This window comes from Thauera sp. SDU_THAU2, assembly GCF_038260575.1.
GTDB lineage: Bacteria > Pseudomonadota > Gammaproteobacteria > Burkholderiales > Rhodocyclaceae > Thauera.
The window spans coordinates 3,570,330-3,582,264 of the sequence record NZ_JBBWUN010000003.1 but is presented as its reverse complement, the minus strand read 5'-3'; the positions used below and the strand labels follow the sequence as shown (position 1 = coordinate 3,582,264).

The following is an 11,935-nucleotide window of genomic DNA, read 5'->3' as shown; positions in this document are numbered from 1 at the left end:
AGCTGTTCGGCCGGACCTTGTAGGCCTTCTTGTTCCACGAATTCGCCCAGGCGCGACTGGACGTCGTGTCCGGTCTGCACCACTGCGGCCATCAGGCCCTCGGCGAACAAGCCTTCGGTCGCGGCCATGTCGGAGATGCGGTCGATGGAGGTGACGATGGCGTAGTTCGAGAGCACGGCGTTGCTCGCGATCCTGCGTGCCAGTTCCAGGCCGAGGTCGTAGGCCGACCGGGGATTGGCTTCGGTGTTGCAGACGTAGTGGGCGAGGCCCAGGCGTTCGCCTTCCACGGCATCCAGCACGCGTCCGGTCAGCATCAGCTCCACCATCCGGTTGGGCGAGATGATCTTCGCGGTGCGGACCGTCGCGCCGCCGCCGGTGAAGATGCCGCGCGTGCCTTCGGGCAGGGCGAAGAAGGTGCTCTTGTCGGCGACGCGCACATGGGCCGCGCTGGCAAGCTCCAGACCGCCGCCGACCACTGCACCCTGCAGGCAGGCGATGACCGGAATGCCGCCGTGCTGGATCTTGTCGAAAGCACGGTGCCAGCCCTGGCACACACGCAGGAAATCGACTGCGGTGCGCTCCTTGTCGTGGTGTTCCCTGAGATCCAGGCCGGCGCAGAAGTGATCCCCCTCCGCCGTCATCAGGATGGCGCGGATGTGGCGGGGCACGTTGGAAAAGTAGGCATCGATCTCGGCGATCGCACATTCGTCCAGCGCATTGCGTCTATGCGCCTTGTTCAGGGTGATGATGCCGATGTTGTCCAGCTCGGAAATCTTCAGGAAGGTTTCGGACATGAATGTTCTCCTCTCTAGGGGTTGCGGCTTGGGTGCTTGAACTATTGATCCCGGGTGGCGCGCATGACGAGCGCGCGAAGCGCGGCTTTCTGGATCTTTCCCGTCGCGGTCATCGGCATGTGCTCGATGAACACGACCTTGTCGGGAATCGACCACTTCGCCATGCGCCCCTGGTAACGGGCGAGAATCCGCTCGGCGGATGGGCGGGTGTCGGGCTTGGGGACGATGAAGAGCAGCGGACGCTCGCCCCATTGCTCGTTCGCTTCGGCGATGCATGCGGCCAGTTCGACGCCGGGGTCTTCCATGGCGATGTTTTCGATCTCGATCGACGAAATCCACTCGCCGCCGGATTTGATGACGTCCTTGCTGCGATCCGTGATACGCAGATAGCCCTCCGCGTCGATGCTGCCGACATCGCCGGTGCGGAACCAGCCGTCCTCGGTGGCGGGTTCCGCCTTGCCGTAATAGCGGGAGACGACCCAGTTGCCCTGCACCATGAGATGCCCCGTGGCCATACCATCGTGCGGCAATCGCCTGCCGTCGTCGTCGATCAGCTTGAAGCGGACCCCGAACAGGGGGCGCCCCTGCGATGCCAGCACTTGCAGCACGCCATCGGCGGGCATCTCCGCATGCTTGGGCAGCAGTTGGCAGACAGTGCCCAGTGGGGATACTTCCGTCATGCCCCAAGCGTGGCGGACGGTGACATTGCGCGCACCGAAGGCGGCGATCATGTGCGGCGGGCAGGCGGCACCGCCGATGACGATGCGCTGCAGCGTGCTGAACTCCAGGCCCTGGCTTTCGACGTGATTCAGTACGCCTTTCCATACCGTGGGCACGCCGGCCGACAAGGTCACGCCCGCCTGTTCGCACAAGGCGTAAATCCGCTCGCCCTGCATGTTCGAACCCGGCAGCACGATCCTGGCGCCCGACATCAGCGCGGAGTACGGCAGGCCCCAGGCGTTGACGTGGAACATCGGCACCAGCGGCATGACCGCGTCGCTGCCCGCAATCGCCAGCGCGTTCGGATGGCAGGACGCATAGGCGTGCAGCAGGGTCGAGCGGTGCGAATACAGCACGCCTTTCGGCGCGCCGGTGGTGCCGGAGGTGTAGCAGAGACCGCAGGCCGTGTTCTCGTCGAAGGTCGGCCACGCGAAATTCCGGGTGTCAGCGCCCAGCCAGTCGGCGTAGATCGCCCCCTCCGCGTGTCCGCCGGCGCTTTCATCGAGCAGCACCCAATGCTCCACTGACGGGCACCGTTCCCGCAGGTACTCGATGAGTTCGGCGAAATGCACATCGTAGAACACCGCCGCGTCCCGAGCATCGTTGATGATGAATTCGATCTGTTCGTGGGTCAGGCGCGGATTGACCGTATGGCAGATGGCGCCGATGCCCGCAGTGGCATAGTAGATTTCCAGATGGCGGTAGGTATTCCATGCCAAAGTCGCCACACGAGCCCCCGGGGCCACGCCACGGCGTGCCAAACCGACGGCCAGCTCCTTGACCCTGCGAGCGAACTCCCGATAGGAGTAGCGGTGCAGGCTGCCGTCATCGAGGGCGGTCACGATCTGCTGATCTGCGCTCGTTTCAAGGGCATGTTCGAGGATCGAACTGATGAGCAAGGGCATGCACATCATGTTTCCGGGCTGCTCCATTTCGCTGTCTCCTGGTTTTTGTGCGCCCAGAGTAAACAGCCCGAACGGGCATCCCAATTGCCGACGGCGACAATGAATATGCAAAAACTGACAATCGCCTGAATGCCGAAAGCCGCTTCGATACACTGCTCGAAAGGCTGTGACATGGGGTCGTCGGCCCTGGGAAACGAGCATCAGGCAGGTCGAATCGGAGCATCAATGCGCAAAGCAGGCGTCAGTGCCATGGACGGTTTGGAAGCTTCCGCCCGAACGGGCAGGATCGGCGCCATCGCCGACACGGCCTCCACCGCAACCGTCTCCTTCCACTTCGTGCAGGACTTGTTGCAGAGCCTTCGTTCGATATGTGCGGAGCCCGTCCTGGACCGTTGCTTGAAGCAGGCCGGCATTGCCAAGGAGTTCATCGAGCACCCTGGTTCCCGCCTGACGCACGATCAACTCGTCCGGCTGTATCAGGAAAGCGCATCGGCCACGGGTGACGAGATGATGGGCTTGTGGAGCCGCCCGATTCGCGCAGGCGCATTGAAGTACATCATCCGGGCGGTGATGGATGCGTCGACGATCAGTGTCGCACTGCATCGTTTCACGCAGGTCTGGAACCTGCTGTTGGATGACTACCGCCTGCATCTGTCCCAGGCGGACAACGCCATCAGCCTGGCACTGCTGCCCAGATCGCCGAAAGCGGTCATGAACCGGTTCGGTCATGCGCTGATGCTGAAGCTCACGCATGGCATCGTTTCCTGGCTCGTCGGCCATGAAGTGCCGCTCCAGCGAGTGTCGTTCGTGTTCCCGCGTCCGCTCTTCGCTGCCGATTATTCGATTCTCTTTCCTGCGCCCATCGATTTCGAAGGGCCTTTCTCGCAGATCATCTTCGATGCGGAGCTCGGGAGCATCCGGGCTGAACGCAATGCAGGCGATGTGCGCATGTTCCTGCAGCGTGCCCCTCGCGACTGGATCTTCACTTCGTACCATGAACACACGATGCGGCTGAAGGTGCGCGAATTGCTGTACGCGGACCTCGGGCGGACGCTGGAAGACGTGTCGGGCAAACTCCACATGTCCTCGCGTACCCTGATCCGCAGATTGCAGGACGAGGGACTGTCCTTTCAGGGCATCAAGGACGAGCTGCGCAGGGATCTGGCCATCCTGAACCTCGCTCACCAGGACGTTTCGCTGGCCGAGATATCCTACTCGCTGGGCTTCAGTTCGCCAGCCGTTTTCCATCGCGCTTTTCGGTACTGGACAGGCATGACGCCGGGCGTCTATCGGGTTGCCCAGCAGAAACTGCGTGGTTCCGATTTGGAGCCTCGGGGATAAAGCGCAACAAGCAGATACAATCGTGGTTCCCGGATCGGCAAGAATGCGCCGGAAATGGATCCGCGCGGAACGAAGTTCGTTCGTGCGCGGCAGGCACCCATCCCGGCTGGCGCCTGCTGCCGGATCGAAACGCTGATCCGCCGGTCGAAGGGCTTGAAGCGCGCCTGTATCTTGCGCGCCGTTTCCAGATCAAGAGGGACCATGCAGATCGTACTCATCAGCGGCTTGTCGGGATCGGGCAAGAGCATTGCACTCAACGTGCTGGAGGATGCCGGCTACTACGTCGTGGATAACCTGCCGGCGGCGCTGCTGCCGCAACTGGTGACGCACCTGCGTGGCGCAGGCTGGGCGCGGGCGGCGATCGCGGTCGACGTGCGCTCGGGCGCGAGCATCGCGGCCTTGCCGAGCCAGGTCGAGCAACTGCGCGATACGGTCTCGGACCTGCGCTTCATCTTCCTCGACGCGCGCGACGAGACGCTGATCGCACGCTTCTCCGAGACGCGCCGCCGCCACCCGCTGGCGGGCGACGGTGTCACCGTGGAAGAGGCGATCAAGCGCGAGCGCGATGCGCTGGCGCGCATCGCCGAACTGGCCCATCGCATCGACACCAGCGATCTGCACCCGAACACGCTGCGCGCCTGGGTCAAGGATTTCATCCGGGTCGAGGAAAGCCAGGGGCTGACGCTGATGTTCGAATCCTTCGGCTTCAAGTACGGCATCCCGCTGGACGCCGACCTGGTGTTCGACGTCCGCTGCCTGCCCAACCCGTACTACGATCCGCGCCTGCGGCCGCTGACCGGATGCGACGAGCCGGTCAAGGACTTCCTGCGCAAGATCCCCGAAGTCACCCGCATGAGCGAGGACATCCGCCGCTTCATCGCCAACTGGCTGCCGGCCTACATGCGTGACAACCGCAGCTACCTGACGGTGGCGATCGGTTGCACCGGCGGCCAGCACCGCTCGGTCTATATCGCCGAATGGCTGGCGGACCGCTTCCGCGACCAGCTCAGCGTCATCGTCCGCCACCGCTCCGCGGCGCGGCGGGCGGCGGATCGCGGCGCCGCGGCGGTGCATGCGCCGGCGGCCGAAGAAAAGCAGTCGTGAGTTTTCCGTTTGCCGCCTGGCGGGCGCTGCTGCGGCCGGGCGACGTGCTGATCGCGGCCGCCGGCCTGGCTCTCTGCGTCCATGCCGCGGCGCTGCTGTGGCAGGGCGGGCGGCCGGAGACTGCGGTCGTGCGCGCCGGCGGCAAGGTCGTGGCCGAGATCGCGCTGTCGGCGCCGCGGATGCTCGATGTGGCAGGGCCGCTCGGCACCACGCGCATCGAGATCCAGCCCGGCCGCGCACGCGTCGCCGCGGACCCCGGTCCGCGGCAGTATTGCGTGCGCCAGGGCTGGCTGACCCAGGCCGGCGCGGTGGCGATCTGCGCACCGAACGAAGTCAGCCTCAGCCTGACCGGCCGTGGGGCCGACTATGACTCACTCAACTATTGAACTCCTTCCTTCGCCGAAGGACCGCCGCATCGCGCGCCATGCGGCGGCGGCGATCGTGCTGACCGTGGCCGAGGCGGCGATCCCGCTGCCGCTGCCGGGCGTCAAGCCCGGGCTGGCGAACATCGTCACGCTGATCGTGCTGGCGCGCTGGGGCTGGCGCGAGGCCGTATGGGTGGCGCTGCTGCGGGTCTTTGCCGGCAGCCTGCTGCTGGGCCAGTTCCTTGCGCCGGGGTTTTTCCTGAGCCTGTCCGGCGCGCTCGCCAGCCTGGTGGTGCTGGGGCTGGCCATGCATCTGCCGCGGCGCTGGTTTGGCCCGGTCAGCCACAGCATCCTTGCGGCGTTCGCGCATATCGGCGCGCAACTGGTGGTGGCGCGGCTGTGGCTGGTGCCGCACGACGGGGTGTTCTACCTCGTGCCGGTGTTTGCGCTGGCCGCGGTGGTGTTCGGCCTGGTCAATGGCCTGGTGGCGGCACGCCTGCTGGAGGAGCTTGGCGGCGGCGGGACGTCGGGAGACGGCAAGGGCAAGGAGGCCGTGCGGCCTTCTTGAGTCGGGAAGCCGGCGTTCCGGCCGCCGGAACGCCGGTCCCTGGAACGTCCGGGCACCTGCCTGCGTCCAATCCGCATTGCGAAGTGCCGTGAGCGGTTGGGGCGAAGCATGAAGGGGCGCTGGAGGAAATACCTGTCGGCCTTGCTGGCGGCGATCTGCGGCATTGCCTTCGGCTGGTTTGCCGGCCTCGGCGTGGCGCGCGCCGAGGCCGGCCGTGTGACGGCGGGCGCCCCAGCCATCCATGCGGCCGGGGCGCCCGCCGGCGATCACAGCTTGGCCGAGAACCACTCCAGCAGGCGTTTCCAGCCGTCTTCCGCTTCAGTCTGGCGATAGCTCGGCCGATAGTCGGCATGGAAGGCGTGGGGTGCGTCGGGATAGACGACGATCTCGCTCGGCTTGCCGGCCGCATCGATGGCGGCGCGCATGGCCTCGACGTCGTCGAGCGGGATGCCCTGGTCCTGGCCGCCGTAGAGGCCGAGCACCGGCGCGTGGAGCTGCGCGGCGACGTCGATCGGATGCGCAGGTTGATTGTCCGAAGGAGCGCCGTCCAGCCGGCCATACCAGGCGACGCCGGCCTTGAGCTTCGGGTTGTGCGCGGCATACAGCCAGGTGATGCGGCCGCCCCAGCAGAAACCCGTGATCGCCAGCCGCGACGCATCGCCGCCCTTGGTCGAGGCCCACTCGGCGCAGGCATCGAGATCGGCCATGACCTGGGCGTCCGCCACCTTGGGCACGATGGACGACAGGATGTCGGCGACGTTTTCGAGCCTGGATGGGTCGCCCTGGCGGAAGAACAGCTCCGGCGCGATGGCCAGGTAGCCTTGCTTGGCCAGGCGGCGGCAGACGTCGCGGATGTGCTCGTGCACGCCGAAGATTTCCTGTACCACCAGCACCACCGGCAGTTTGTCGCTTCCGGCGGCACGGGCGAAGTACACCGGCAATTCGCCGTCGGCGGTCTGGACGGTGCTCGTGCCGGCGTCCAGGCCTCGTGCATCGGTGCTGATCACCGTGCTTGCCTGGACCGGGAGCACGGCAAGGGCGAAGCCGGTGGCGGCGATCGTCGTGACGAAGCCGCGGCGGTCCACCCGCGCGGCAGGCAGCAGGCTGTCGAACTCGGTCGTCGAGGTGTCGTGTGCATCCATCTTCATCTCCATCCGTAAGGGTGTGATTCGTGTGCAGCCCTGTGGTGACATCCGCAGCGAGGGTGATGTTCCCATGTCGTTCGATACAGGTACAGGCCGCTGCGAGCGGATGCCGGCGTCAACGAAAAAGCCCCTGCCGATCCGACAGGGGCTTCGAAGGGCTGAATGCTCAGCGGCGGCGGGGCGGCGGGGCCGACGCGGTGCCGGCCGGACGGCCCGGCAAGTGGCGGAAAGTGATGCGGCCCTTGCTCAGGTCGTAGGGCGACATTTCGAGCGAGACGTTGTCGCCGGCGATGATGCGGATGTGGTGCTTGCGCATCTTGCCGCCGGAGTAGGCGATGAGGTTGTGACCGTTGTCCAGGGTGACGCGGTAGCGTCCATCCGGCAGGACTTCGGTAACGGATCCGTGCATTTCGATGAGTTCTTCCTTGGCCATGTTCGGGCTCCTTGTCATTGTGCCGGAGCGCATGCCTCGGGCGCGCAGCGGCGATTTGCCCACCTCCGCCGGGGAAGGGCATCGGGCCGGGGGCTTGTGCGTGTGGCGCAAGGGGCGGACCGGCCGGGCCTGCGCAAAAGTGACAGGCCGCTTCAAAGCTGGGGCGATTGCACACCCGCATCATTCCGAACGGGTGCGAGCCGTGCGCCGGAAAGCTGGCGCGCAGCGTGAGAGCGGTCCGGAACGCTTGTCGGGCGCGAAGACCACATCGGCCTGCGGCACACGGGTGCCGCAGCTTGTGTCTCGGAAAAACCGGGCGAACCCGCCAAGGGCTCACCGGACGACACGATCGGTCATTGAAGGGGAAGGGCCGCCCCTCGTATGCGCCACGGCGTCATCCAGGCCATGGGCGGGTGAGGCGGCCATCGGCTCGATGTTTCCGCGGCCACGGCAACAGCGGCGCTGTGGGGACGGAAGCGGCTTCGCCAATCTTCAGTGGCGGGCATGATACCTGCTTCTCTGCCGGCCTGTCCAATCGGGAGTGTTGTAATCAAGTGCGGCGGGCAGGTGCCCGGTGTGCTCCGCCGCCGTCATCGCAATGGAAGCGGCAGTCGCTGCGGTGCCGGGCGGCACGCCTGTCGCCTCGCTCCTTCGGCGTTCTCCCGCTGTCGGCGGTGACGACGACTTCCGGCAGCAGCCATTCCGTTTCGGCGGCCTGCATCACGAGCAGCCCTTCCTGAAAAACCTCGCCGCGGGGTTGGATGGTGGCCGCAAAACCCAGCGCGTGCACTGCGATGACGCCCGTGGCGACCAGTGCCTTCGTCCATGTCTTCATGTGTCTGCTCCTCGGATCGGAGACCCGCCGTTCGGGCCGTGCTGCCATTTGAACAGGCGGATGTATCCCGGATTTTTCCGGGGCGGACGGATTTGCAGAGGCATGTATCCCGATGCGGATTGGACAATTCGGGATACATGCCGGGGCTTGGGGTGGCCGGTGCTGCGGGGGAGGCGAAAAAAACAAAACGCCAATCCTTTGGCAGGATTGGCGTTTCATTTGAATTTGGTAGGCCGTGCAGGATTCGAACCTGCGACCAACGGATTAAAAGTCCGCTGCTCTACCAGCTGAGCTAACGACCCAAAAGAGAGGCAGAATTTTAGAAGCTGGGGGCAGCCACGTCAACAACGCACCGCCGCCTCCCGGTCTGGCTCATGCTTCCCGCATCAGCAGCCAGTACTGGATCTTCATCGCGATGGCGCAGCCTGTGATGATGGCGGCGGTGGTGATGAAGGAGCCGACGGCCAGGGTGGACAGGCCGGTGATGCCCTGGCCGATGGTGCAGCCCAGCGCCGTCACGCCGCCGAAGCCCATCAGGATGCCGCCGATCATGTGGCGGGCGAGGTCGGGGGCGTCGCGGAAGCCTTCGAGGCGGAAGCTCTTCGACAGCACGGCGTAGAGGGCCGAGCCGGTAATGACGCCGAGCACGCTGGCGATGCCGAAGGTGACGATGCGGCTGGTGTCGCTCCAGAACATCAGCAGCTCGAGCGTGAAGGCCAGCGGTCCGACGAAGGTGAGGGATTCGGCGCGGCCGCTGTTGGTGGCGATGAAGGCTTCTTCCAGGGTTTCCGGGTGTTCGGCGACATAGCCGATGTGGCCGGAGACGTACCAGCCGGCGACCACGGTGGCGCCGACGATCACGCCGCCGAGCCAGACGTCGACAGTGCGCGCATCGCGGTCGGCGACGGCCCACAGCAGCAGGATGATGCCGATCAGGCCGGCGGCGATCGCCAGTGCGCTGGCCGGCTCGATGCCGGCGGCAGCGATGAAGGCGGGAATGTCCTGGGTATGCGGCAGCTCTGCGGCGACGGTATCGAGGACGTTGACGCGCCAGACCGCGAACAGGCCGCGCAGCGTCATGTAAGCGCTGATGGCGAGGAAGACGAAGACCACCAGCGACTTGAGATTGCCGCCGCCGATGCGGATCAGGGTCTTGCTGCCGCAGCCCGAGGCCAGCGTCATGCCGACGCCGAAGGCGAGGCCGCCGACGATGTGCGATAGCCAGGTCAGTTTGCTGCCGGTGTAGATCGAGCGGGTGACGTCGATGAGTCCGGCCAGTTGCAATGCGGCGGTGCCGAGGATGGCGACCGCGATGGCAACGACCCACATGCGCATGCGGCTCCAGTCGCCCATGTTGATGATGTCGGACACCGCACCCATGGTGCAGAAGTTGGTCCGATTGGCGACGAAGCCGAACACCGTGCTGACGGCGAAAGCGAGCCAGGCGATGGTGGAGGCGGAGACGATCGTTTCTTCCATGGTGCAGCCGGCAACGGGATGGCCGGCCATTCTAGGCGAAAACCCCGGCAGCGTTGAGCCGAAGGCTGCCGGGAGGGACGGGGTGCCCTGTGGCCGGCTCAGGCGTTGCGCAGCTGGTAGGGCGTGGGGTCTGCCACGCCTGCGCCGGCGAAGCCTGCGGCGCGCAGGCGGCAGGCTTCGCAGCGGCCACAGGCGCGGCCGGCCTCGTCGGCCTGGTAGCAGGTGACGGTGATGCCGTAATCGACGCCGAGCGCGGTGCCGCGGCGGATGATGTCGGCCTTGCTGAGGTCGATCAGCGGCGCGTGGATGCGCAGGCGGGCGCCTTCGACGCCTGCCCGGGTGGCCAGGTTGGCCATTGTCTCGAAAGCCTGGATGAAGGCCGGGCGGCAGTCGGGGTAGCCGGAATAGTCCACCGCATTGACGCCGATGAAGATGTCGTTGGCGCCGAGGACTTCGGCCCAGGCCATGGCGATCGACAGCATCACGGTGTTGCGGGCGGGCACGTAGGTGACGGGGATGCCGGTGCTCTCGCCGTCTGCGGGCATGTCCTCGGGCACTTCGATGGACGGGTCGGTCAGCGCGGAGCCGCCGAACTGGCCGAGGTCGATGCGCGCGAGCCGATGCTCGCGGGCGCCCAGCGCCTGGGCGACGCGCAGCGAGGCCGTCAGCTCTGCGGTGTGGCGCTGGCCGTAGGCGACCGACAGGGCATAGGCGTCGAAGCCCTGGTCGCGGGCGATGGCGAGGCAGGTTGCGGAGTCGAGGCCGCCTGACAGCAGGACGACGGCGCGTTTGGCTTGAGTCATCGGGAAAGCTTCCGATCTGTGGTGCCGGGGACGGCGGTGCCGCGGCTCAGCGGCCGCGGGCGTCGTTCCACAGCACTTTGTGCAGTTGCAGTTGAAAACGGACCGGCAGGCGGTCGCGCACGACCCATTCCGCCAACTGCGCGGGGTCGAGCGAACCGGCGACCGGCGACAGCAGCACGGTACAGCGCTCGGCGATGCGGTGTTCGGCGATCTGGCGCTTGGCCCATTCGTAGTCCGCTTCGTCGGCCAGCACGATCTTGACTTCGTCGTCGGGCGTGAGCAGGGCGATGTTGGCGTACAGATTGCGTTCGACTTCGCCCGAGCCGGGCGCCTTGAGGTCGACGACGCGCGACACGCGCGGATCGACCTTGCCGATGTCGAGCGCACCGCTGGTTTCGAGCGATACCGAGTAGCCGGCGTCGCACAGTGCGTGCATCAGCGCCAGGCAGTTCTTCTGCGACAGCGGTTCGCCGCCGGAGACGCAGACGTGCTTGAGGCCGTGGCTTGCGACCTCGTCCATGATGTCGTCGAGGCTGCGCGACTCGCCGCCGGTGAAGGCATAGGCGGTGTCGCACCAGGTACAGCGCAGCGGACAGCCGGTGAGGCGCACGAACACCGTCGGCAGGCCGACGCGGGTCGATTCGCCCTGCACCGAGGCGAAGATCTCGGTGATGCGCAGTTTGACGGCCGTCGCCGTCGCTGTTTCGTTAACCGTCACGCCGGCCTCAGCGCTGGCCGAGGCGCTGCTTGGCGACCTGGGCGGCGTTGCTCTGCGGATAGCGTTCGACCAGCGTCTGCAGCGTGCGGCGCGACGTGGCCGCGTCGCCGATCGACTGCTGGCTGTTGGCCAGGCCGAGCAGGGCGTCGGGGGCGACGTTCTCGTTGGGCCACTTGGTCAGCACGGTGTTGAAGTGCTTGGTGGCGGCGTTGATGTCCTTGGCCTGCAGCGCGGCATTGCCTGCCCAGAAATGGGCGCCGGCGCTGAAATTGCCCGTGGGGTACCTGGCGACGAAGGCATCGAAGGCGGTCAGCGCCTCGCGATGCTTGCCTTCCTTGAGCAGGTTCAGCGCTGCTTCGTAGTCGGCGGATTCGGCGGCAGGGTCGCCGCCGGTGGCGGCACCCGCACCTGCGCCACCCGTTTCGATCTGGCGCAGACGGGTGTCGAGGTCGACGTAGAAATCCCGCTGCCGCTGCTTGAGGGTTTCCACCTCGTTGACCAGCAGTTCGATCTGGCCGCGCAGGCGGGCGACTTCGGCACGCAGCTGTTCGTTCTGGTTGGCGAGCTCGAGCTGGCCGCGGCTGGTGGTTTCCAGCCGGCCCTCGATGTCCTGGCGCATGTCGGTGATCTGCCGGCGGGCCTCGTTGTCACCGAACAAAGCCGCTTGCGCGGCTCCGGCCGATGACAGGACGAGGATCACCGCCAGCGGCAGCAGGCGCTTCATC

At 66.2% G+C, this 11,935-nt stretch carries 12 protein-coding genes, 1 tRNA gene and 1 pseudogene; 4 read left to right on the top strand and 10 right to left on the bottom strand.

All coding sequences use genetic code 11. The features are described 5' to 3' along the window. Positions 1-83: 83 nt before the first annotated feature. Positions 84-794: pseudogene (locus AAFL97_RS18510) on the bottom strand (crotonase/enoyl-CoA hydratase family protein); the annotation flags it as partial. A gap of 41 nt (positions 795-835) precedes the next feature. Beyond that, positions 836-2,620: a long-chain-fatty-acid--CoA ligase gene (locus AAFL97_RS18505; RefSeq protein WP_341646157.1), complete on the bottom strand. Its 1,785-nt coding sequence runs from the start codon at positions 2,618-2,620 to the stop codon at positions 836-838. Between the two features lie 24 nt (positions 2,621-2,644). Here AAFL97_RS18505 and AAFL97_RS18500 point away from each other — a divergent pair, with 24 nt between their 5' ends. From AAFL97_RS18500 to AAFL97_RS18485, 4 genes are all read left to right on the top strand, one after another. Beyond that, positions 2,645-3,760, top strand: a complete 1,116-nt coding sequence (locus AAFL97_RS18500; RefSeq protein WP_341646156.1) for an AraC family transcriptional regulator — start codon at positions 2,645-2,647, stop codon at positions 3,758-3,760. Between the two features lie 201 nt (positions 3,761-3,961). Beyond that, entirely contained in the window at positions 3,962-4,864 is a 903-nt protein-coding gene (rapZ, locus tag AAFL97_RS18495; protein ID WP_341646155.1) for an RNase adapter RapZ, read from the top strand. Then, positions 4,861-5,250 (top strand): NusG domain II-containing protein, encoded by a 390-nt coding sequence (locus tag AAFL97_RS18490; RefSeq protein WP_263462024.1) that lies wholly within the window; start codon positions 4,861-4,863, stop codon positions 5,248-5,250. The genes rapZ and AAFL97_RS18490 overlap by 4 nt, the downstream gene beginning before the upstream one ends. Then, positions 5,231-5,797 (top strand): Gx transporter family protein, encoded by a 567-nt coding sequence (locus AAFL97_RS18485; protein ID WP_341646154.1) that lies wholly within the window; start codon positions 5,231-5,233, stop codon positions 5,795-5,797. Before AAFL97_RS18490 ends, AAFL97_RS18485 begins: the two co-directional genes overlap by 20 nt. Positions 5,798-6,063: 266 nt before the next feature. On the opposite strand, the gene AAFL97_RS18480 is transcribed toward AAFL97_RS18485, so the two are convergent. From AAFL97_RS18480 to ybgF, 8 genes are all read right to left on the bottom strand, one after another. After that, positions 6,064-6,939, bottom strand: a complete 876-nt coding sequence (locus AAFL97_RS18480) for a dienelactone hydrolase family protein (protein ID WP_341646153.1) — start codon at positions 6,937-6,939, stop codon at positions 6,064-6,066. A gap of 169 nt (positions 6,940-7,108) precedes the next feature. Continuing rightward, positions 7,109-7,375 (bottom strand): translation initiation factor IF-1, encoded by a 267-nt coding sequence (infA, locus tag AAFL97_RS18475; protein ID WP_068639481.1) that lies wholly within the window; start codon positions 7,373-7,375, stop codon positions 7,109-7,111. Between the two features lie 550 nt (positions 7,376-7,925). Next, entirely contained in the window at positions 7,926-8,210 is a 285-nt protein-coding gene (locus tag AAFL97_RS18470) for a hypothetical protein (protein WP_341646152.1), read from the bottom strand. Between the two features lie 226 nt (positions 8,211-8,436). Further along, positions 8,437-8,512: transfer RNA gene (locus AAFL97_RS18465), tRNA-Lys, on the bottom strand. 70 nt (positions 8,513-8,582) lie between these two features. Then, positions 8,583-9,689 (bottom strand): YeeE/YedE family protein, encoded by a 1,107-nt coding sequence (locus AAFL97_RS18460; RefSeq protein WP_341646151.1) that lies wholly within the window; start codon positions 9,687-9,689, stop codon positions 8,583-8,585. 98 nt (positions 9,690-9,787) lie between these two features. Next, positions 9,788-10,492 (bottom strand): 7-cyano-7-deazaguanine synthase QueC, encoded by a 705-nt coding sequence (gene queC, locus AAFL97_RS18455; protein ID WP_341646150.1) that lies wholly within the window; start codon positions 10,490-10,492, stop codon positions 9,788-9,790. Positions 10,493-10,538: 46 nt separating this feature from the next. Next, complete coding sequence (gene queE / locus AAFL97_RS18450) at positions 10,539-11,210, bottom strand: 7-carboxy-7-deazaguanine synthase QueE (protein ID WP_341646149.1); 672 nt, start codon at positions 11,208-11,210, stop codon at positions 10,539-10,541. A 7-nt stretch (positions 11,211-11,217) separates the two neighbouring features. After that, a complete protein-coding gene (ybgF, locus tag AAFL97_RS18445; protein ID WP_341646148.1) occupies positions 11,218-11,934 on the bottom strand; it encodes a tol-pal system protein YbgF in 717 nt (238 codons plus the stop codon). Position 11,935 lies beyond the last annotated feature (1 nt).